General features: G+C 73.4%; 19 protein-coding genes. 11 read left to right on the forward strand and 8 right to left on the reverse strand.

Features of this window, described 5'->3' with window-relative positions:
• Positions 1–15: 15 nt before the first annotated feature.
• Positions 16–1,152 (reverse strand): pyridoxal phosphate-dependent aminotransferase, encoded by a 1,137-nt coding sequence (locus GGQ83_RS04670; protein WP_184382950.1) that lies wholly within the window; start codon positions 1,150–1,152, stop codon positions 16–18.
• Between the two features lie 46 nt (positions 1,153–1,198).
• The gene (locus GGQ83_RS04675; protein ID WP_184382413.1) at positions 1,199–2,566 is read right to left on the reverse strand and encodes a gamma-glutamyltransferase; all 1,368 of its coding nucleotides are present in this window, start codon (positions 2,564–2,566) and stop codon (positions 1,199–1,201) included.
• 201 nt (positions 2,567–2,767) lie between these two features.
• Between GGQ83_RS04675 and GGQ83_RS04680 the strand changes: the two genes are divergently transcribed.
• The 5 genes from GGQ83_RS04680 (at position 2,768) to GGQ83_RS04700 (ending at position 6,523) form a co-directional block, all read left to right on the forward strand.
• Positions 2,768–3,496, forward strand: a complete 729-nt coding sequence (locus GGQ83_RS04680; protein ID WP_184382414.1) for a DsbA family protein — start codon at positions 2,768–2,770, stop codon at positions 3,494–3,496.
• A gap of 69 nt (positions 3,497–3,565) precedes the next feature.
• Positions 3,566–4,555 (forward strand): M14 family metallopeptidase, encoded by a 990-nt coding sequence (locus GGQ83_RS04685; protein ID WP_184382415.1) that lies wholly within the window; start codon positions 3,566–3,568, stop codon positions 4,553–4,555.
• 51 nt (positions 4,556–4,606) lie between these two features.
• On the forward strand, positions 4,607–5,470 hold the full coding sequence (locus tag GGQ83_RS04690) for a fumarylacetoacetate hydrolase family protein (RefSeq protein ID WP_184382416.1): 864 nt from the start codon (positions 4,607–4,609) through the stop codon (positions 5,468–5,470).
• Positions 5,460–5,783: a monooxygenase gene (locus GGQ83_RS04695; RefSeq protein WP_184382417.1), complete on the forward strand. Its 324-nt coding sequence runs from the start codon at positions 5,460–5,462 to the stop codon at positions 5,781–5,783. Before GGQ83_RS04690 ends, GGQ83_RS04695 begins: the two co-directional genes overlap by 11 nt.
• Complete coding sequence (locus GGQ83_RS04700; protein WP_311727230.1) at positions 5,780–6,523, forward strand: SDR family NAD(P)-dependent oxidoreductase; 744 nt, start codon at positions 5,780–5,782, stop codon at positions 6,521–6,523. Before GGQ83_RS04695 ends, GGQ83_RS04700 begins: the two co-directional genes overlap by 4 nt.
• 226 nt (positions 6,524–6,749) lie before the next feature.
• On the opposite strand, the gene GGQ83_RS04705 is transcribed toward GGQ83_RS04700, so the two are convergent.
• Entirely contained in the window at positions 6,750–7,307 is a 558-nt protein-coding gene (locus GGQ83_RS04705) for a DUF4214 domain-containing protein (RefSeq protein ID WP_184382418.1), read from the reverse strand.
• Positions 7,304–8,650 (reverse strand): glycosyltransferase family 4 protein, encoded by a 1,347-nt coding sequence (locus GGQ83_RS04710; protein ID WP_184382419.1) that lies wholly within the window; start codon positions 8,648–8,650, stop codon positions 7,304–7,306. Before GGQ83_RS04710 ends, GGQ83_RS04705 begins: the two co-directional genes overlap by 4 nt.
• 85 nt (positions 8,651–8,735) lie before the next feature.
• On the opposite strand from GGQ83_RS04710, the gene GGQ83_RS04715 reads away from it, so the two are divergent.
• The 3 genes from GGQ83_RS04715 (at position 8,736) to GGQ83_RS04725 (ending at position 12,580) form a co-directional block, all read left to right on the forward strand.
• Positions 8,736–10,163, forward strand: coding sequence for a mannose-1-phosphate guanylyltransferase/mannose-6-phosphate isomerase (locus GGQ83_RS04715; RefSeq protein ID WP_184382420.1), 1,428 nt, complete (start codon positions 8,736–8,738; stop codon positions 10,161–10,163).
• Between the two features lie 3 nt (positions 10,164–10,166).
• Complete coding sequence (locus GGQ83_RS04720; RefSeq protein WP_184382421.1) at positions 10,167–11,927, forward strand: glycosyltransferase; 1,761 nt, start codon at positions 10,167–10,169, stop codon at positions 11,925–11,927.
• Positions 11,928–11,989: 62 nt separating this feature from the next.
• Positions 11,990–12,580 carry a DUF4189 domain-containing protein gene (locus GGQ83_RS04725; RefSeq protein ID WP_184382422.1) on the forward strand — a complete coding sequence of 197 codons (591 nt, stop codon included), beginning with the start codon at positions 11,990–11,992 and terminating at the stop codon, positions 12,578–12,580.
• Positions 12,581–12,649: 69 nt separating this feature from the next.
• Here GGQ83_RS04725 and GGQ83_RS04730 read toward each other — a convergent pair whose 3' ends face one another.
• Positions 12,650–13,525 (reverse strand): LysR substrate-binding domain-containing protein, encoded by an 876-nt coding sequence (locus GGQ83_RS04730; RefSeq protein WP_184382423.1) that lies wholly within the window; start codon positions 13,523–13,525, stop codon positions 12,650–12,652.
• Between the two features lie 120 nt (positions 13,526–13,645).
• On the opposite strand from GGQ83_RS04730, the gene GGQ83_RS04735 reads away from it, so the two are divergent.
• Genes GGQ83_RS04735 through GGQ83_RS04745 form a run of 3 tightly spaced genes read left to right on the forward strand, consistent with a single transcriptional unit; the run spans position 13,646 to position 17,493 of the window.
• A complete protein-coding gene (locus GGQ83_RS04735; protein WP_184382424.1) occupies positions 13,646–14,626 on the forward strand; it encodes a Bug family tripartite tricarboxylate transporter substrate binding protein in 981 nt (326 codons plus the stop codon).
• A gap of 12 nt (positions 14,627–14,638) precedes the next feature.
• Positions 14,639–15,427, forward strand: a complete 789-nt coding sequence (locus GGQ83_RS04740) for an enoyl-CoA hydratase/isomerase family protein (RefSeq protein WP_184382425.1) — start codon at positions 14,639–14,641, stop codon at positions 15,425–15,427.
• Positions 15,424–17,493: an acetate--CoA ligase family protein gene (locus GGQ83_RS04745; RefSeq protein ID WP_184382426.1), complete on the forward strand. Its 2,070-nt coding sequence runs from the start codon at positions 15,424–15,426 to the stop codon at positions 17,491–17,493. The genes GGQ83_RS04740 and GGQ83_RS04745 overlap by 4 nt, the downstream gene beginning before the upstream one ends.
• A gap of 3 nt (positions 17,494–17,496) precedes the next feature.
• Here the strand turns inward: GGQ83_RS04745 and GGQ83_RS04750 are convergent, their stop codons facing one another.
• The 3 genes from GGQ83_RS04750 to GGQ83_RS04760 form a co-directional block, all read right to left on the reverse strand.
• A complete protein-coding gene (locus GGQ83_RS04750; RefSeq protein WP_184382427.1) occupies positions 17,497–18,198 on the reverse strand; it encodes a 2OG-Fe dioxygenase family protein in 702 nt (233 codons plus the stop codon).
• On the reverse strand, positions 18,195–18,959 hold the full coding sequence (locus tag GGQ83_RS04755; RefSeq protein ID WP_184382428.1) for a (Fe-S)-binding protein: 765 nt from the start codon (positions 18,957–18,959) through the stop codon (positions 18,195–18,197). The genes GGQ83_RS04750 and GGQ83_RS04755 overlap by 4 nt, the downstream gene beginning before the upstream one ends.
• Positions 18,960–19,030: 71 nt before the next feature.
• Positions 19,031–19,315 (reverse strand): hypothetical protein, encoded by a 285-nt coding sequence (locus GGQ83_RS04760; RefSeq protein WP_184382429.1) that lies wholly within the window; start codon positions 19,313–19,315, stop codon positions 19,031–19,033.
• Positions 19,316–19,414: the final 99 nt, after the last annotated feature.

Below are 19,414 nucleotides of genomic sequence, written 5' to 3' on the forward strand. Positions count from 1 at the left end.
CGCGCGATGCCGGTGTCAGGAACGCGGCCCATCCCGCTCCAGCCAGCGGGAAAGCCGGACGGGCACCTCGGCCATCCCGGCCTCCACGCCGCAATAGCTGAAGCGCAGGAAGCGGCCCCCGCGCGCGCGGTCGAAATCCACGCCGGGCGTCGCGGCAATGCCCGCGCCCTCCAGCATGCGGGTGCAGAATTCGAGGCTGTCATTCGTCAGGTGGCCCACGTCGCACCACAGGTAGAAGGCGCCATCGGCGGCGGCGATGCGGTCCAGCCCCGCGCGGGGCAGCCCTTCCAGCAGCAAGGCGCGGCTGCGGGCATAGCCGGCCTTGATGGCCTCCAGCTCCTCGGTGCAGTCCATCGCGGCTTCGGCCGCCACCTGGGCGATGTGCGGCGGGCTGATGAACATGTTCTGGGCCACGCATTCGGCCGGCCGCACCAGGTCCTCGGGCAGCACCATCCAGCCGATGCGCCAGCCCGTCATGCACCAGTATTTCGAGAAGCTGTTCACCACGATGGCGCTGTCGCTGAAGGCGGCGGCGCTGGCCTCGGGCACCGTGTCCCAGGAGAGGCCGTGATAGATCTCGTCCGATACCAGCCGCACGCCGTTGGCGTGGCACCAGCGCGCGATGGCGGCCAGTTCCTCGGGCGGCAGCATGGTGCCGGCGGGGTTGCAGGGGCTCGCGATGACCAGCCCGTCCGGGCGCGGGTCCATCGCCTCAAGCAGGGCGAGGGTGGGCTGGAAGCGCGTCTCGGGGCCGCATTCCAGCAGCACCGCCTCCATGCCCAGGCTTTCCAGGATGTTGGCGTAGGGCGGGTAGAAGGGGGTGGCCATGGCGATGCGGTCGCCACGGTCGAAGGCGGCCAGGAAGGCCAGCGGGAAGGCGCCCGAGGCGCCCACCGTCACCGCGATGCGCGACATCGGCACCACCAGCCCGTAATGGTCGAGGTAGTGCCGCGCGATGCGCGCGCGCAGCGAGGGCAGGCCGAAGGCCTCCGTATAGCCCAGCGCGTGGCCCGAGCGCATGGCGCGGGTGGCGGCCTCGACGGCCCCTTGCGGCGCGCCATGGCCCGGCTGGCCGACCTCCATGCGGAGAATGCCCGGCGCGCCGGGCGGCAGGGCCGCGGCGCGCGCATTGGCCGCCGCGATCACGTCCATCACCAGGAAGGGCGGGGATTGCGCCCCGCGCCCGACCTTCAGCACCTCAGCGGTCCGTGGCACCCAGCGCGACGCCGGCGCCGCGCGGGTCGGTCAGTGTGGTGCAGGCGCCTTGCAGCCCCGGCAGGTAGCGCGCGCAGGCGCCGAGCTGCACGCGCCCGGGCTCCGGCACCGCGGCGAGCGTGGCGTCGGGCGCCGCGCCTTGCAGCATGATGGCGTGGGTGGGCGCGGCCACGGCCAGCGGCGCCGCCCCCTGGCCCGAGCCCGCCGCCGCCATCCGGAAGGCGCGGATATTGGGCGACCAGCCGAGCGAGGCCGAGAGCAGCGGCGCGCGCCCCGGCTGCGGCGCGGCCGCCAGCAGGAAGCCCATGCCCGGCATGGTGCGCCCCGTGCCAAACAGGTTGTTCAGGGTGAAGGCGCAGCTCACGGCATTGCCGTTGCGGTCATAGACCATCAGCCCCGCGCTGGCCGGCAGCAGGGCCGGCTGCGGCGCGGGGGATTGTCCCGCCGCCAGCGCGCGGAAGGCCTGGGCCGCCGCCGCCTGGCCGCCATCGGCCTCGGCCGGCAGGAAGGCGATGCGGTCGCCGCCCCGGCCCTCGATCACCACAGGGTCCACCACGCGGGGCAGGGCGGGGCGGAGTTCCGCCACCGTGAAGGCGCCGCCGCCCGCCGCGCCGGAAAGTTCCTCCAGCCGCCGCGCCAGGTTGCCCTGGTGCAGGTCGCCCACGCCGGCCGTGCGCAACTGCGCCAGCGTGGCCGAGAGGGCCGGGTTCCGGAAGCTGCCGCCCACCGGGACCACGTCGCCGGCCGGCGTGCCATAGACGGCGCGCGCCTCGGCATCGGCGAAGAGGGGGCCGCGCACCGCCGTCAGGTCCTGGTGCAGGGCGCGCGACATGGGCGTGCCGAAACGGGCCAGTTGCTCGGCGGGGGAGATCAGCTCCTCGAAGGGCCGGCCGCCGCTGATGCGCGTGTGCAGGGCGAAAAGGCCGCGCGCCAGCATGGGCACCGCCGCCGGGCGGTCGCCGCCCGCCCCGGTGCGGGCGTCTGGCAGGAAGAGCAGCGCCTCGGTCGTGTTGCGCCGCGCGTCAAACACGAGGCAGGCGCCGCCTCCGCCCAGCCCCACGCGCGAGGGCAGGGTGTGCGCCATGGCGAAGCCCGCCGCCACCGCCGCATCCGCCGCGTTGCCGCCGGCCGAGAGCACGTTGCGCGCCACCGCCGCCGCCTGGGGTTCCTCGGCCGCGACCCCGCCCAGGAAGCCCTGCACGAAGCCGGGCGTGCCGGCGGGGATGCTGGGCTCGGCGCCCACCAGGTTGCGGGCGGTGCCGCAGCCCGCAAGCGCCAGCAGGGCGGCGCCCAGGACCAGGGGGCGAAGCGCCCGCGGGGCGGTGTGCGGAAATGTGGCCGTGCTGGTCATGCTGGCGTCGTGCGTCCCCTGCGTCGGCGGCGCCCGGGAGGGGCCGCGCCTGCGGTATTCATGATGCTCCGGGCATAGACGCCTTCCGCCCCAGCGGCAACCGCGCCCCTTTGGCCCCCCCTTGGCGCCCCCCCTTGGCGCCCCCCCTTGGCCCATGGCCCGCCCCGAGGGAACATGCGCCCGCACCAAGGAGCTTGCCCCATGAACCGACGCCGCCTGATCGCGCTGGCCGGCGCCGCGCTGCTGCCCGGCACCGCCCTGGCCCAGGGCCTCAACGAGGCGCAGCGGGCGGAGGTGCTGGACATCCTCCGCCGCGCCCTGCGCGAGGACCCCAGCATTCTCCGCGACGCCTTCGAAAGCCTGGAGCGCGCGGAGGAGGAAGCCCGCGCCGCGGCCCGCGCGCAGGCCATCGCGCAGAACGCCCAGGCCCTGTTCCAGGACCCCGCGGCACCCATCAAGGGCAACCCCCAGGGCCGCGTGGTGCTGGCCGAGTTCTTCGACGTGCGCTGCGGCTTCTGCAAGCAGCTGCACCCCGTCATGGACCAGCTGGTGCGGCGCGAGAGCGATGTGCGCGTGGTGCTGGTGGACCTGCCCATCCTGGGCCCGGCCTCGGTGCTGGGCGCGCGCGCGCTGCTCGCCGCGCAGCGCCAGGGCCGCTACGTGCCCCTCTATGACGCGCTGCTGCGCCTGCGCGAGGAGATCACCGAACCCGTGATCCGCCGCGAGGCCGAGCGCGCGGGTCTCGACTGGGCCCGGCTGCGGCGCGAGATGGACGAGGCCACGACCACCCAGCGCATCGAGCGGAATTTGGGCCTCGCCCGCGCGCTGGACATCCAGGGCACGCCCGCCATCCTGGGCGGCACCACCCTGCTGCCCGGCGCGGTGGACCTCGCCACCCTGCAACGCCTGACCGCGCAGCTGCGCGGCTGACCCACCCCCGGTAGACTGACCGCCACGCTTGGGTAATCTGCGCCCCATGGGTCTGGACCTTCCCCCGCGATGAGCCCGCCGCAGCCCACGCCGCTGGCCGCGCTGCTGGACGAGGCCGGCGCGCCGCCGCGCAGCCTGGTGCTGCGCGCGCCCGATATCGGGCCCTGGCGCGCCGGAAACGGCATCCCCGGCGTCTGGAGCTTCGCGGCCGAGGCGCCGGGCCCGCATGTCTGCGTGATGGCGCTGACCCATGGCAACGAGATCGCCGGCGGCATCGTGCTGGACCGGCTGCTGCGCGCCGCCACACGCCCAGCCGCCGGGCGGCTGACGCTGGTCTTCGCCAATCTCGACGCCTTCTCCCGCTTCGACCCGGACGACCCCACGGCCTCGCGCTTCCTGGAGGAGGACATGAACCGCCTCTGGGACATCGAGGTGCTGGAAGGCCCCCGCCGCAGCGCGGAGCTGCGCCGCGCCCGCGCCCTGCGCCCCGTGCTGGACACGGCCGATGTGGTGCTGGACCTGCATTCCATGCTCTGGCCGTCGGACCCGCTGTTCCTCGTCAGCGGGCGTTCGCCGGCGGTGGAACTGGCCACGCGCGTCGGCGTGCCGCCGCTGGTGGTGGCCGATATGGGCCATGTGGCGGGCAGCCGCGTCATTGACTACGGCCCCTTCGGCCAGCCCGGCAGCGGGCGGCGCGGCCTGCTGCTGGAAGGCGGCTGGCATTGGGAGAAGGCCACGGTGGCGCGCATGGAGCGCGTGACGCGCCGCCTGCTGCACGAGACGGGCGTGCTGCCCGGCGCGCCCCTGGCGCCCGACGCCCCGCCGCCGCGCCAGGCGCAGGTGACGCACACCGTCACCGCCCGCACGACGGAATTCACCTTCACCCGCCCCTGGCGCGGCGGCGAGGCGGTGCCGCGCGCCGGCACGCTGATCGCGATGGATGGGGGCGCGGAGGTCCGCACCCCCCATGACGACTGTCTGCTGGTCCTGCCCTCGCTGCTGCCGCAGCCGGGGCAGACGGCGGTGCGGCTGGCGCGCCTCGTTCCGCCCCCCGGTTGACGCCCTTCCCATCAGGCGGCGGAATGCCGGCAGATCAGTGAGGAAACCTCCATGAAGCTGCTGCGCCACGGCCCCAAGGGCCAGGAAAAGCCCGGGATGCTCGACGCCCAGGGCGTGATCCGCGACCTCTCTTCCGTGCTGAACGACATCAATGGCGACACGCTGGCGCCGGGCGTGCTGGCCAAGCTCGCTGCCATCAACCCCGCCGAACTGCCCGCGGTGCCGGCCGGCACGCGGCTGGGTTCGCCCGTCACGGGCATGACGAACCTGATCTGCATCGGGCTGAACTACGCCGACCACGCGGCCGAGACGGGTGCGGAGCCGCCCAAGGAGCCCATCGTCTTCCTGAAGTCGCTGGGCGCGCTGAACGGGCCCTTCGACGACATCATCATCCCGCCGCACAGCCGCAAGACCGATTGGGAATGCGAGCTGTGCGTGATCATCGGCACCACCGCGCGCTATGTCTCCGAGGCGGACGCGATGAACCACGTGGCCGGCTATGCCGTCGGCAACGACGTGAGCGAGCGCGAATGGCAGGCCGAGCGGGGCCCGACCTGGGACAAGGGCAAGGGTTTCGAGACCTTCGGCCCGCTGGGCCCCTGGCTCGTCACCAAGGACGAGGTGCCGGACCCGCAGGCCCTGCGGATGTGGACGGACGTGGACGGCAAGCGCGAGCAGGATGGCAGCACCGCCACCATGATCTTCAACGTGCGGCAACTGATCAGCTACGTCAGCCAGTGCATCACGCTCCATCCGGGCGATGTCATCTTCACCGGCACGCCGCCGGGCGTGGGCCTGGGCAAGAAGCCGACCCCCTGGTTCCTCAAGGCGGGGCAGGAGCTGCGCGTGGGCATCGAGGGGCTGGGCGAGCAGCGCAGCCGCACCGTGGCCTACCAAGGCGCCTATGCCAGCTGAGACCCCCACGGTCATCCTCCAGATGGACTTCGCCTCGCCCCCGCCCTGGGGCGAGGCACGGCGCGAGGCCCTGCGGGCGCTGGCCCATTCCATCGCGGCCGACACGCCCGGCCTCGCCTGGAAGATCTGGACCGAGGATGAGGCGGCCGGACGCGCCGGGGGCCTCTACGCCTTCACCACCCGCGACGCCGCGCAGGCCTACCAGGCCATGCACACGGCGCGCGTGACGGCGCGCGGCGCCACCGACATCCAGGCGCGCATCTGGGACATCAACATGGAACTTTCCGCCATCACCCAAGGCGTCCGCGCGTGAGGCGCGTGCTGGTCACCGGCGCATCCTCCGGCATCGGGGCGGCCGTGGCGCGCGCGCTGGCCGCGCCGGGCGTCTCCGTCCTGCTGCACGCCCGCCACAACCGGGAGGGGCTGGAGGCGGTGGCCGCGCAGGTGCGCGAGAAGGGGGGCGAGGCGCATCTGCTGCTGGCGGACCTCGCCGAGCCCGAGGCCCCCGCGCGGCTGGTCGAGGACACGGCGCGGCTGCTGGGTGGGCTGGACGTGCTGGTTTCCAACGCCGGCTTCGCCGACCGCACCCCCGTGGCCAAGCTGACCGATGAGGGCTTCGGCCGCAGCCTGGACGCCGTGCTCTGGGCCTTCCTGCGCCTGGCACGCGCGGCCCGGCCGCATCTGGAGGCGGGGGAGGCGCCGCGGCTGATCGCCATCTCCTCCTTCGTCGCGCACATGTTCCGCAACGACGCCGCGACCTTCCCGGCCACCGCCGCCGCCAAGGGCGGCGTGGAGGCGCTGGTGCGGGCGCTGGCCATCGAATGGGCGCCGCGCGTCACGGTGAACGCCATCGCCCCCGGCTACACCCGCAAGGACCCCGGCGCCCATGCCGCGATGACGCCCGAGCAATGGCAGGCCACCATCGCGCGCATCCCCATGGCGCGGCTGGGCACGCCCGAGGACGTGGCGCATGCGGTGGCCTGGCTGGCCAGCCCGGGGGCAGGCTATGTCACGGGGCAACTCGTGCATGTGAATGGTGGGATCGCGCTTTAAAAACCAAGCGCCCCACTCTCCATTGCGGCAATTTAAGCCCGTTCCCATCCCCTGGATGGCTCAAGACAAGCAATACTCACCCTGTCGTTCCGCGGTTCGAAAGAACTGCTGGCAATGACAACGGTGGAGGCTATTTCCCGGCAAGCCGAAGCCATACTGGCCTTTGCGCCACGGGCCGGCCGAATTCATTTCGGTCGGCCCGCTTCTTTTTGCGGTGCAAGAAAATCTAGCCGCCCATCTGCCGGATTTCCAACCGCCGCACCCGTTCCAGCATCTCGGCCCGCAGCGTCTCCAGCAGGTCATTGACGTAACCCACGGACAGCGCGGGCGAGAGCGCGGGGGCCGCCGGCAATTCGCCCGAAAGCCGGGCCTCGATGGCGGCCAGCCGCGCCTCCATCTCCCGCCGCAGCGCCGCCACCTCCTGGCGCAGCGCCATCACCTCCTCCAGCGTGGCCGGGTCATGGGCGGTGGCGGGGGCGGCGGCGTCGCGGCGCGCCAATTCCTGGCGGAACCACTCGGTGCGCAGCCGCATCTGCGTCGCCAGCGCCTCGTGCGGCGGCACGGCGACGAGGCTGGGGTCGAGCCTGGTGCCGCGGCGGCGCCCCTCCTCGCTGGCCACCATGGTCGCCAGCGCCTCGGCCCGGTGCTCGGGCCGGCCGCTGATGAATTCCAGGTAGTGGGCGAAGCCCTGCTCGTCCGGCCAGCGGCCCAGGATGCCGAGGTAGAGGTTCACCACCACATCCTCGTCGGAGCCATGCAGCAGGTCGGCGGCGCGCAGTGTCATGCGGGGGGCTCCGGCCAGGCCACGCCCAGCCTTGCGTGCAGCGCGGCCAGCCGCGCCGTGTGGCGCTCGGGGGTGAAGAGGGCGGCGCGGGCGGGGCCCTCGGCCTCCAGCCGGCACCGCAGGTCGTCATCGGTGTCGAGCGCGATCATCGCCTCGGTCAGGGCGCGCAGGTCCACGGGGTTCACCTTCAGCGCGGCATCGCCCACCACCTCCGGCATGCAGGAGGCGTTGGAGGTCAGCACCGCCGTCCCCGCCTGCATGGCCTCGATGGCGGGCAGGCCGAAGCCCTCATAGAGGGTGGGGAAGCACAGGCTGCGCGCGTGGCGCAGCAGCACGTCCACATCGGTGCGCGGCAGGTAGCCCAGGTGGCGGATGCGCCCGTCGCGGGAGCGGGTGCCGCCCGCCTCCGTCAGCAGGCGGAGTTCGGGCTCCGCATTGCCGCTCTTGCCGCCCACGATGATCATGGGCCGCGTGATGCCCGACGCCATGTAGGCGTCCAGCGCGCGGGCCAGGTTCTTGCGCGGGTCCACCGCCGAGAGGCAGAGGTGGTAGCCCCGGTCCTCCAGCCCGAAGACCGAGGCCAGCCGTTCTCGTGACATGCGCGGGTCTAGGCCGTGCGTGGGCGGATAGACGGGCTGGTAGATGTTGCTGATCCGCTCCTCCGGGATGCCCAGCAGCGAGATCAGGTCCCGCCGCGAATGCTCGGAGACGGTCAGGATATGGTCCGCCGTCGCGGCCACGGCGCGGGCGGTGCGGACCCAGGCGCCCTTGTGGTCCAGCGTGGCCCAGGGCAGGCGCAGCGGGATGGCGTCATGGATGGTGTAGATGTTGCGCGCGCCCTGAAGGCGCACGCCGTGCATGTGCGTCCAGTGCATCAGCGCCGGCGGCGGCGCGCCCTGCACCGAGACGCGCAGCAGCCGGCTTCGCACCCGCATGTTCACCACCGCGCGGCCGAAGATGTCGTGCGCGTTCCACAGCGCGTCGCAGGGCGGAACATTGGCGGTGGAGAAGGTCTGGTGCAGCCCGGTCGAGGTCAGCCCGCGCTCCACCGCCCCCGCGGCGGGCACGGGAATGGCCCGCTGCGGACCCCAGATGCCCGCCAGGCGGCGGGCCAGCCGGTAGTCCAGCTGGGTGCGGCTGTCGAAGAAGGCGATCTCGCGCGCCATGGGCGCGCCGCCCGCCCCAATCGGTCTGCCATAGAGCAGCCCCAGTCCGAGCCCGGTTTCGCCCAAAGTGGCGGCCAAACCTCGTGAATAGGTCGCGATGCCCGTGCCGCCCACGAGCGAGAGGCCGAAGCCATCCATCCAGACGCGGGGCGATCCCCGGGGCGCGTCGTTCGGCATGGGCGCAACTTGCCTCCGTCCCCCGATCGGGACAAGGTCAGCCCCGCCGCCGCGCCGCGCCCAGACCACAGGAAGTCACATTCGCATGAGCCTGAACGACATCGTGCCCGTCCTGCTCTCCGGTGGCACGGGAACGCGCCTGTGGCCCCTCTCGCGCGAGGGGTTTCCGAAGCAGTTCTGGCCGCTGGTCTCCTCCCGCAGCATGATCCAGGAGACGGCGCTGCGCGCGGTGGGCGAGGGGTTCGCGCCCGCCGTGGTGGTGGCGAACGAGGCGCATCGCTTCCTGATCGCGGAGCAGCTGCGCGAGGCCGGCATCGTCGCCCCCCGCATCCTGCTGGAGCCGGAGGGCCGCAACTCCGCGCCCGCCATCGCCGCCGCGGCCGCGCTGGTGGCCGAGGCCTCGCCGGGTGCGGTGCTCTGGATCATGGCGGCCGATGCCGCGATCAAGGACGTGGCGGCCCTGCACGCGGCCCTCGCCCAGGCCGCCCATGCGGCGCGCGAGACGGGGCGTATCGTCACCTTCGGCATGCGGCCCACCGCGCCTGAGACGAGCTTCGGCTACATCGAGATGGGCGCGCCGCTGGGCGATGCGCCGGGCGTGCACGCCGTGGCCCGCTTCACCGAGAAGCCCGACGCCGCCACCGCCGCCGCCCTGCTGGCCGATGGCAAGCATGTCTGGAACAGCGGCATGTTCGTGGCCACCGCCGCCACGCTGGTGACGGAGCTGGAGCGCCACGCGCCCGAGGTCATCGCCGCCGCCCGTGCCGCCCTGGCCGCCGCCACGCGCGACCTGGACTTCATCCGCCTCGGCGCCGAGGCCTTCCGCGCGGCGCCCTCCATCTCGATCGACTACGCGGTGATGGAGCGCACGGGCCACGCCGCCGTCATCCCCGCCGAACTCGGCTGGTCGGATGTGGGGAGCTGGGACGCGCTCTGGACCATCGCGGAGAAGGACGGGGCGGGCAATGCGCTGCAAGGCCCCGTCACCGCCGTGGATTCCCGCAACTGCCTGGTCCGCAGCGAGGGCATCCGCACCGCCGTGCTGGGGCTGGAGGATGTGGTGGTGGTCGTCACCGAGGACGCCGTGCTGGCCATGCCGCGCCACCGCGCGCAGGACGTGAAGAAGGTGGTGGAGACGCTGCGGGCCGAGGGCGTGGCCGAGGCGGGCGCGCACCGCCGGGTCTATCGCCCCTGGGGCCAGTATTCCGGCCTCATCATGGGCGACCGGTTCCAGGTGAAGGAGATCGTGGTGCGGCCGGGCGGCAAGCTGTCCCTGCAGAAGCACCATCACCGCGCCGAGCACTGGGTGGTGGTGAAGGGCACCGCGCGGGTGGCCCGCGACGCCGAGAGCCTGCTGCTGAGCGAGAACCAGTCGGTCTACCTGCCGCTCGGCTGCATCCATCGCCTGGAGAACCCGGGCATGATCCCGCTGCACCTGATCGAGGTCCAGGTCGGCTCCTATCTCGGCGAGGACGACATCGTCCGGATCGAGGACACCTACGGGCGAAGCTGAGGCATGGCGCGCCTCCTCGCCGACCTGACGGACCTGCTGCACTACTTCCGGATCAACCGGCTGCCGCTCGGCGTGCCGCGGGTCCAGATGGCGCTGACCGAGGCGGCTTTGGCGGCGCCCGAACCCCTGCTGGAGCCCATGGCCTTCGACCCGGCCAGCGGCCGCTTCCGCGCGTTGCCGGGCCAGGAGCTGCTGGCCCTGCTGGCCACCGCCCGCCGGGGCGCCGACATCGAGGCGCCCGACTGGGTGGCCGCCCGCGCCACTCTGGCCACGGCGCTCGAGGCGGCCCCCGAGATCGGCTTCGCCGCCGGCGACCGCGTCTTCACCCCCGGCCTGCCCTTCCTGGTGCCCGGCCAGATGCATCGCCTGCGGGAGCTGCGGCAGGCGCATGGCGTGGCGCTCTGCGCCCTGTTCCATGACGCCATCCCGCTGGTGGTGCCCGAGCATTGCACGCCCGAGCTCACCTCGGGCTTCGCGGACAATTTGCTCTCCATCTGCCTGCAGACCGACCGCGTGGTGGCCACCAGCGCCTGCGCGGCGCGGGATTTCCGCGAATGGCAGCGCCGCCTGCTGCCGGAGCTGGACATCCCGGTGGTGGCCATGCCGCTCGACGCACCGCTGCCGCCGGTGGGCGGCGAAGGCGAGGAGGCCCCCCCGCGGCCCGAGGCGCTGGCGGATGGGCGGCCCTATGTGCTCTGCGTCTCCACCCTGGAGAGCCGCAAGAACCATGTGCTGCTGCTGCACGCCTGGCTGACCCTGCTGCGCCGCCATGGCGAGCATGCGCTGCCGCGCCTGGTGCTGGTGGGGCGCCAGGGCTTCGGCGCCGATGCCGCGCTGCGCCTGCTGGAGCACGCGCCCGAGCTGCGCCGCAACGTCGTCTGGCTGCGCGACGTGTCGGACGCGCAGCTGGCGCGGCTCTACAAGGACTGCCTCTTCACCATCTTCAACAGCTTCTACGAAGGCTGGGGCCTGCCGGTGACCGAGGCGCTGTCGCACGGCAAGCTGGTGATCGCCCCCGACCATTCCAGCCTGCGCGAGGCCGGCGGCACCGCCGCCCTCTACTTCACCCCTCAGAGCGAGCCGGAACTGGCGGAACTCGCCTGGGGCCTCATCCGCGACCCCGCCCGCCGCGCGGCGCTGGAGGCGGCGCTGCCCGGGCGCGTGCGGCTGCGCGGCTGGCGCGAGGTGGTGGAAGGGCTGGCGCGGGAATTGGCGGCGCCGCTGGTGGCCCTGCCGGGACCCTTCGCCCGCGCGGGCGCCATCACCGGGCGGCGCATCGGCTTCGAGATCCAGCCCGCCATGCCGCCGGCCGCCATGCGCGCCGCCCATGTGGGCAACGCCCTGATCCTGGAGGGGGATGGCTGGAGCATTCCCGAGGCCTATGGCGTGTGGCTGACCAAGGGGCGGGCGCGGCTGCGCCTGCCCGCGCTGGAGCGCAGCGGCATGCGCCTCTTCCTTGAGGTCAGCGGCCCGCCCGTCGCCGCGGAGACAGGGCTGCGCCTGCACCTGCCCGATGGCACCACCGGGCCGTGGCTCAGCCTGCGGCTGGCCGCGCAGGAGCGCCGGCACCTGGAAATGACCCTGCCCGCCGGCCCGGCGGGGGTTGTCGTGGTGGAGTTCGACACCTCGGGCGCGCGGCCCATTCCGGATGACGACCGCCTGTTCTCCCTTATGCTGCACGGGCTGATGCTGATCGCCGACCACGACCTGCAGCGCACCTATGAATACCTGGGTGATCGCCTGCACCTGTCGCGCCTGGGCTGACGCCCCACTGCCTGCGCTGACGCCCTATCGCCTGGGCGGCCAATATCATAATTTTCGAGATAATGAGGCTGGTCTGGGTGATTTCAGGCATCCTGGTCGGCGCCGTCTTCATCGGCGCCTCCGGGACGGGACAGGCGCAGCCGCAACGCGGCCGCGCCGCGGAAGCGCTTTTGCCCCTGCCGCCGCCGCCCACGCCCGCCGCGCCCCCGATGCGGGCCGCGCCGCCCCCCCAACCCGCACCGGCCGCGCCGCCGCCCCCCGTCGCCACTGCCCAGCGCGGTGCGCAGACGCCGGTGGTCTGGGCCACCATCTATGCCGCGGCACCTCCGTCGCGCGCCTATGGCATCAGCCCGGCCACGCGCGACCGGCTCATCGCCCACCAGCGCGCCGAGGCGCAATGCCGCGCCGGGCCGGGCGGCAACACCTGCCGCCGCCTGGTCGAGATCCAGCAGGGCTGCGCCGTGCTGGTGCAGGGCGCGCGCGACGACCGGTTGCTGCCCTTCACCACGCCCGACCCCAACCAGCCGGTGATGCTGGCCGTGGCGGGCGCGGGCTTCACCGTGGAGGACGCGACGCGCGACGGCATGGACCAGTGCCAGCGCCGCCAGCGCGGCGCCATCTGCCGCGTCATCGCCTCGATCTGCGCGCGGTGAGCGTCTGAATCAGCCGCTCGGCGTGTCCGGGCGACTGATTCACCGCTCCGGCGATATCGCCTTCGCGGATCAGGCGCCCTCATCCTCCCGCGCCGTCGCCACCAGCCACTCCGCGAAGAGGGAGAGCGGCGCGGACACCCGACCCGGCGGCAGCACCAGCCAATAGCCGTCGCCCGCCGGCAGCGCCGCGGGCGCCAGCGGGACGAGGCGCCGGGCCCGCACCTCCTCCCGCACGAAGCCGGGCGGGCAGATCACGGTGCCCAACCCCTCCAGCGCGGCCTGGATGGCGAGGGTGGTGCTCTCATAGAGCAGGGGCGGCGTCGCCTCGGGCAGCCCGGCGCCTTGCCGCCAACGCGCCCAGTCGCCCGGCCGCACGCGGCTGCCCAGCATCCGCCCCGGGATGGGCGCCTCGGGCGTGCGCCGCGCCGCCAGCGCGGGGGCGGCGAAGGGCGCGATGGTGACGGGTTGCAGCGCCCGCGCCGTGGGCGAGGGGGGCGCGCCCAGCGGGCCGGTGCGGACGGCCGCATCCACGCCCTCCCGCGCGAAATCCACGGGGGCGATGGAGGTGCTGACCTCCACATCCAGCCCCGGGTGGCGGCGCTTGAACTCCGACAGGCGCGGGATCAGCCAGCGCAGCGCCCAGGTGGTGTAGGCGCGGATGCGCAAGGGCGCCGTCTCCGCCCGCATCTCCCGCGCCGCCGCCTCGATGCGGGCGAAGCCCTCGCGCAGGCCGGTGGCGAGGCGCGCTCCCGCCTCGGTCAGGCGCAGCGCGTTGGGGCTTCGGTGCACCAGGGCGCAGCCCAGCGCCGCCTCCAGCTCGCGCAGGCGGCGGCTGATGGCGGGCTGCGTCACCCCCAGCGCGGCGGCAGCGCGCGTCACGCTGCCCGTCTCGGCGATCAGGTGGAAGGCCCGCAGGCTGTCCAGCGGGGGCAGGGCGCTCGGCATGGCGCAGCATAACACAGGGTTGGGGCAGGGTGCGAAACTCTGCGGCTTCCCGCGCCGCGCCCGATGGTGCTTTGAATGGCAGGTGCCGGCCACGACCGGTGCGATGGAGGAACACCGAGAATGAACCGACGCACCGCCCTGCGGCTCGCCCCCGCGCTGGGCCTTGGCCTGCCCGCCCTGGCCAGCGCGCAGCCCGCCTTCCCCGACCGCGCGCTCCGCCTGGTCATTCCCTTCACCCCCGGTGGCAGCAACGACATCGTGGGCCGCCTCATCGCCGAGGGCATGTCGGCGCGGCTGGGCAAGCCCATCGTGGTGGAGAACCGTGGCGGCGCGGGCGGGCTGATCGGCAATGACCTGGTGGCCAAGGCGCCGGCCGATGGCCACACCCTGCTGCTGGCCGGCAGCGGCAGCTTCCTCATCTCCTCGCTGGTGCAGCCGCGCCTGCCCTATGACCCGGTGCGGGACTTCGCGCCGGTGGGCTATATCGGCGCCGCGCCCAACGTCATCACCGTCCATCCCTCGGTCGAGGCGCGCAACCTGGCCGACCTGCAGCGCGTGGCCCGCGCTGCGCGCACGCCGCTGCGCTTCGGCACGCCGGGCGTGGGCACCACCGGCCATGCGCTGGGCGCCATGATCGGCGTGGTGCTGGGGGTGGAGCTGGACGCCATCCATTACCGCGGCACCGGCCCCTCCATGGCGGACGCCATCGCGGGGCGCATCGACATCCTGACCAATGCCTCGGCGCCGCTGCTGCCGCCCATCGCGGCGGGGCAGTTGCGGCCGCTGGCCATCGCGGGCCGCACGCGCAGCGCCGCCCTGCCGGACCTGTCCACCAGCGTGGAGCAGGGCTTTCCGGACCTCGATTCCGCCACCTGGTATGCCATCCTGACCACGGCCGGCACGCCGCCCGACCGCATCGCCACGCTGCACGCCGCGCTGAATGCCGTGCTGGCCGAGCCCGAGGTCCGCCGCCGCCTGGTGGAGAGCGGCGTGGACGAGATCGCCCCCAGCGCCCAGCCCGCCGACCTGACGCGCTTCCTGGCGCAAGACCGCACGCGCTGGACGCAGGTGGTGGAGCGCGCGCGCCTGCGCGTCGAATAAGGAACACCGAGCATGACCGAAGACAGCGCCATCCTTCTCACCACCACCGAGGGCGTGGCCACGCTGCGCCTCAACCGTCCCGCGCGCCGCAACGCCATTGATGACGCGACGCGCGCCCTGATGATCGAGGCGCTGGAGGCGGCGGCGGTGGACCCTGCCGTGCGCGCCCTGGTCGTCACCGGCACGGGCAGCGCCTTCTGCGCGGGCGGCGATGTGCGCGGCATGCAGCAGCGCCTGTCGGCCCCGCCCGAGGAGGTGGCCTTCAACGGCTGGCGCCGCCAGGGCCGCACCCACCGCGCCGTCGCTTTGCTGCACAACTTTCCCAAGCCCACCATCGCGGCGGTGAACGGCGCGGCGGCAGGGCTGGGCTGCGACGTGGCCCTGTGCTGCGACTTCATCATGGCCGCCGAGAGCGCCCATTTCACCATGAGCTTCATCGCCCGCGGGCTGATCCCCGATGGCGGCGGCATGTATTTCCTGCCCCGCCGGGTGGGCCTGGCCCGCGCGAAGGAGCTGGTGTTCAGCGGCCGCCGTGTCGGCGCGGCCGAGGCGCTCTCCATGGGCATGATCGAGCGCGTGGTGCCCGATGACGCGCTGATGGCGGGCGCGGAAGCCTGGGCGCGCGAACTCTCCGGCGGGTCGCTGGCCGCGCTGGCCCTGGCGAAGTCGGTCATGGACCGCTCGCTGGAGATGAGCTTCGAGGATGTGCTGGCCGAAGGCTCCAAGGCCCAGGCCATGTGCTACACGACCGGCGAGCACCGCGCCTCGGTGGCGGAATTCCTCGCGAAGTCCAAGCGATGAGTGCACTTGCCCGGCTGCTGCGGCCGCGCAGCGTGGCCGTCATCGGCGCCTCGGCCGATGCGTCCAAGATGACCGGCCGGCCCGTGGGCTACCTGCAGCGCCACGGCTTCCCGGGCGACATCTGGCCCGTGAACCCGCGCGCCGAGACCATCGCGGGCCTGCCCTGCTTCCCCGATGTGGCCTCCCTGCCCGGCGCGCCGGACGCCGCCATCGTGCTGCTCGGCCCCGAGCGCGCCGAGGCGGCGGTGCGCGACCTCGCCGCGCGGGGCTGCGGCGCCGCCATCGTGCTGGCCAGCGGCTATGGCGAGGCCAATGCGGAGGGCGCGGCGCGGCAGGAGGCGCTGAAGCGCGCGGCCGGCCCTATGCGGCTGCTGGGGCCCAACACCATCGGGCTGGTGAACCTGACCGATGGCATCATGCTCTCGGCCACCGGGGCGCTGGAGGTGGGCGACCTGCCGGCGGGCGCCATTTCCGTCGCGTCGCAGTCGGGCGGCATCTTGGGCGCGCTGCTCTCCCGCGCGGCGGATCGCGGCATCGGCTTCGCCAAGCTCGTTTCCACCGGCAATGAGGCGGACCTGGACAGCAGCGACCTCATCGCGGAGCTGGTCGAGGACGAGGCCACGCGCGTCATCGCGGTCTACATGGAGGGGCTGCGCCGGCCGGAGGCCTTCCGCGCCGCCGCCCGCCGCGCCGCCGAACTCGGCAAGCCCATCGTGGTCTACAAGGTGGGGCGTTCGGAATCCGGGGCGCGGGCGGCGACCTCGCACACCGGGGCGCTGGCGGGAGCTGATCGCGTCTATGACGCGTTGTTCCGCCAATCGGGCGTGATCCGCGCGGAGAGCTTCAACGACCTGCTGGATATTCCGGCCGCCCTTGCCCATGGGCGGCGGGCGGCGGGGAACCGCGTGGCCATCCTGACCTCCACGGGCGGGGCGGGCACGCTGCTGGCCGACAATTGCGGGCTGGCGGGCATCGAGGTGCCGCCGCCCGATGCCGAGACCACCCAGCGCCTGGCCACCCTGCTGGACGAGGACCAAGCCACCATCGGCCGCAACCCGGTGGATGTGACGCTCGCCGGGCTGCGCCCCGATCTGTTCCGCGGCGCCATCACGGCGCTGCTGGACAGCCCGCTCTATGACGCGGTGGCGGTGGTGATCGGCTCCTCCGCGCTGGCGGCGCCGGACATCGTGGCGGGCGCCATCGTCGCGTGCCAGGCGACGAGCGCGAAGCCCATCCTGGCCTATGTCAGCCCGCACGCGCCGCACCTGGTGCGGCTGCTGAACGGCAAGGGCATCGCGGCCTTCGCCACGCCGGAGAGCTGCCCCACCGTGCTGCGGGCGCTGCGCGCGCCGGTGCTGCCGGCGGTGGCGGAGGGCGTGGTGGTGGATGCCTCGGCCCTGGCCGGGCTGCCCGCCGGCAATTTGAACGAGGCCGAGAGCAAGGCGCTGTTCGCCCGTTTCGGCCTGCCCGTGACGCGTGAGGCGGTGGCGCCCGACGCCGCCGCCGCGCAAGCCGCCGCGGAGGCGATGGGCGGCGAGGTGGTGCTGAAGATCCTCTCCCGCGCCATCGCCCACAAGAGCGAGCTGGGCGGGGTGAAGCTGGGCCTGACGCCCGCTGAAATTCCCGCCGCCTGCGCCGAGATGCTGGCGCGGGTCGCGGCCGCCGGCGCCCCCGCGCCCGAGGGTTTTTTGGTGCAGGAACGCCTGCGCGGTGGGGTCGAGATGATCCTGGGCTTCCACCGCGACCCGCAGCTGGGCCCCGTGCTGCTGCTGGGCGCGGGCGGCGTGGCGGCGGAGCTGTGGGAGGACACGGCGCTGCGCCTGCTGCCCCTGACCCGCGCCGATGCCCAGGCGATGCTGGAGGAACTGAAATCCGCACGCCTGCTGCGCGGCTTCCGGGGCGCCCCCCCCGCCGATGTTCCGGCCCTGCTCGACGCCATCATGGGTTTCGCCGCCATGGTGGGCGCGGCCGGCGAAAGGCTGGTGGAGGCGGAGATCAACCCGCTCTTCGTCCTGCCGGAGGGGCAGGGGGTCAGGGCGGTGGATGGGTTGGTCGTTTTGCGGTGACGCTCAGGCTTTCCGCCAGGTCAGCACCAGCACGTCCCGGCTGGAGGGCAGGGCGGGGTCGGCGGGTTCCACCGGCGTCACGCCGTGCATCACCCGCCGGTCATCCATCACGGCCAGGTCCAGCAGCCCGTCCAGGGTGAAGCGCGCCAGTTCGGCACCCTCCGGGTCCGTCACGCGGGTTTCGCCGCCGCGCAGGTTGCGGCGGGCCAGCATGGCGATCAGCACGACGTCCACGCCGTCATGGTGCACGCCCTCGGGCGTGGGCAGGCCGGGGGTGCCGGCGGCGGCCTCGATGCGGAACTGGTGCATTTCCACGAACCAGGGCGTGTCGGGGTGCAGGTTGTCCGCCACCTCGCGGCCCAGGGCCAGCAGGCCCTGGCAGGCGGGGTGGGCGATGGTGGCGTCCTCCACCGGGGCGAACCACCGGTCCACGCCGCCATTCAGCGTGTTGTGGACCACCGCCTGGAAATGCGGCCGGTGCAGGCCGCGCACATGGTCGGGCCGGCCGGGCAGGGCCAGGAAATTGGCGAGGCGGCGGCGGCGGTAGCGCCCGCCATCGGCCATGAAGGCGTCGGTTTCCAGCCGCTGCCAGCTCGCCGCGAAATCGGCCAGCAGGGGGGCGGGCAGACGCAGGCGGGCGAGGCTCTCCTCCGGCCGCAGCCGCGCGAAGCCGTGGGTGCGGACCTCGTCCAGCAGGGCCGTCATGACGCGTCTCCGATGGGCGGCGCCTCATGCGTCATGTCGGCCAGCACCTCGGCCACGTGGCGCACGCGCACGGGGCTGCCCTCGCGCTTCAGGCGCCCGGCCATGTTCAGCAGGCAGCCCATGTCGCCCGCCAGCAGGGTGTCGGCGCCGGTGGCCGCGATGTCGGCGGTCTTGTCGCTGACCATGCGCGTCGAGATCTCGGGGTATTTCACGCAGAAGGTGCCGCCGAAGCCGCAGCAGATCTCGGGCTCGCGCATCTCGGTCAGCGTCAGGCCCGCCACGCTGCCCAGCAGGGCGCGGGGCTGCGCCTTCACCCCCAGCTCCCGCAGGCCCGAGCAGCTGTCGTGATAGGTGGCGCGGCCGTCATAGCGCGCCGCCACCCCCGTCACGCCCAGCACATCGGTCAGGAAGGACACCAGCTCATGCGTCTTGGCCGCCAGACGCTCGGCGCGGGCGCGGCCCTCGGGGTCGCCGGCGGCAAACAGGCCCGGGTAGTGGTGCGAGATCATGGCCGCGCAAGAGCCGGACGGCGCCACGGTGAAGTCATAGGGCAGGAAGGCGTCGATCACCTGGCGGGCGATGTCCTGCGTCGTGCGCCGGTCTCCGGAATTGAAGGCGGGCTGGCCGCAGCAGGTCTGGAGCGCGGGCACCTCCACCTGGCAGCCGGCCTCCTCCAGCAGCTTGATCGCGCTGAAGCCGACCGCGGGGCGGTGCAGGTCCACCAGGCAGGTAACGAAGAGGGCGACGCGGGGCTTGGCCATGGTGGCAAATTAGGGGTGAACCGCCCGGTCGGGAATGGAGGGCATGCGCGATTTCCGCGCATGCCAGCCCCTCAGATGAACTCGCCCCGGAGAAAGCCCAGCGCGGGCAGCGGCCGCCACTTCCGCGGCAGGTCCGAACGCCGGATGGGCGTTACGGAATAATGCGGCACCGGCCGCTGGGAGCGGCGGAGGAAATCCTCATAGGCCCGCACCTGCTGCGCCCGCCAGGCGCGGTCTTCCAGGGCGGCGGCGCGGGAGCGGTAGATCTCGGCGACGCGATGCGCGCGGCCCACCGTGGCCACCACGGCCCACCAGCTGTCCTCATCGCCGCGCGGCACCGCCGCCAGATCGCGCATGGAACAATAGAAGGGAAGGCGGCCGCGCCGGGTCAAGCGGAAGCTTGAAAAAGAAAGGGCGCGCCGGAGTTTCCCCCGGCGCGCCCCTGATCACTGGCT

The sequence above is a fragment of the Roseococcus suduntuyensis genome (assembly GCF_014196305.1).
In the GTDB taxonomy this organism is placed as follows: Bacteria; Pseudomonadota; Alphaproteobacteria; order Acetobacterales; family Acetobacteraceae; genus Roseococcus; species Roseococcus suduntuyensis.